The sequence below is a fragment of the Endozoicomonas sp. SESOKO3 genome (genome assembly GCF_024606255.1).
Genome location: NZ_JAHHPR010000805.1, coordinates 1 through 1,274, shown reverse-complemented (window position 1 = coordinate 1,274; position 1,274 = coordinate 1). Strand labels below are relative to the sequence as shown.

Here is a 1,274-nt window from a genome sequence, read left to right as displayed (position 1 = left end):
CTTTTACTACCGTCCACTGGATGTAGAGTGGATGAATATTGCCGGGCAGTACCTCATGGGTGAACATGACTTTGATTCTTACCGTGCGGTGCAGTGTCAGGCGAAACATGCGGTTCGTGAAATTCAGCACCTGAATGTTTACAGGCATGGCGATATGGTTGTGATAGATGTCAGGGCGAATGCGTTTCTTCATCATATGGTAAGAAACATCACGGGTGTTCTTCTGGAGATTGGTGCCGGTAGAAAGCCACCTGTCTGGGCAAAAGAAGTGTTGGATGCCAGAAGTCGTTCTGAAGGGGGTGTTACAGCAAAGCCCCATGGTCTTTATTTTGTCGATGTAGGTTACCCGGCAGAGTATGAACTGCCAAAAAGTGAACCGAACCCTTTCTTTGTAGCTTCGGCGCTGCCCTGGTGACCCGGAGGTTCCTTGACAACCCGGTGTCCTGTGGGGTCTGTTATTGAATAGGGCATCTGGCTTTATCGATTAGTATCCTTTACAGCCGCGAAAATGCTTTTTCGTTCATGGCTATTTTAAGGCAACCAGGGATGGGTGATGAGAAAACGACATATGTCTACAGTAGGCTTTATTGTCTTCGTTGCAGCTCTATTGGTGTTGAGTGGATTCACTCGGGCCGGATCACTGGAATGGGGCGGTCAGGAGGAGGGGGTCTGTCTGCAGGAGGGTTCGAAGGAGCGAGACCAATGGAGTCAGAATATTAAAAAAAAGTTTAACTGGCTGCCTCACTTCAGCGGTGGAAGATTGGCCTATTCCCGGTCTTGTGATCAGGACAAAATGCAAGACTGGGAGGTAGATGAAGATGAGGTGGTTTCTGGTGAAGGCAGAAGGCTGAATGTTTTCCGATGGCGCAAGCAGTTCCATCCATTAACGTCAGAGCGCAAATTTGGTGTCCTTTATCCGGTTCGGTATCTGCAGCAACGTTTGAGCTTTCAATTCAGAGATAGTCGCTACTGTCTGGTATTGAACAAGAATAAGCGCTTTGAAAGCCTTTCCTGGGAGCAGTGTCTGCAATCTGTCGAAACTCGCTGGTTATTCGATCTGCCACCTGATCCTGGTGAGGATGGGTTGATGGGTCTGGCAGGAATTGACAGTAATCAAGATGGTGTTCGTGATGATGTTGAACGGTTTATTGAGAGAGCATTAGGAGGTTCTGAAAAGGAGAGGAAAGCTGCTCTGTCATTTGCCAATAGTCTCCAGAAAGAGTTGATAAGCGCATATGACCAAAACACAGTGATAGCTCTTGAACCAGAAACAG

Annotated in this window: 2 protein-coding genes; both read left to right on the top strand. The window is 47.7% G+C overall.

Going from position 1 to position 1,274, the window contains the following annotated elements:
* Positions 1-415 (top strand): tRNA pseudouridine(38-40) synthase TruA (locus tag KDK18_RS14475; protein ID WP_373691177.1); only part of this gene is annotated, 415 nt, incomplete at its 5' end.
* Positions 416-553: 138 nt separating this feature from the next.
* Positions 554-1,274: hypothetical protein (locus KDK18_RS14470; protein WP_257255641.1), on the top strand; the 721-nt coding region annotated here is incomplete at its 3' end.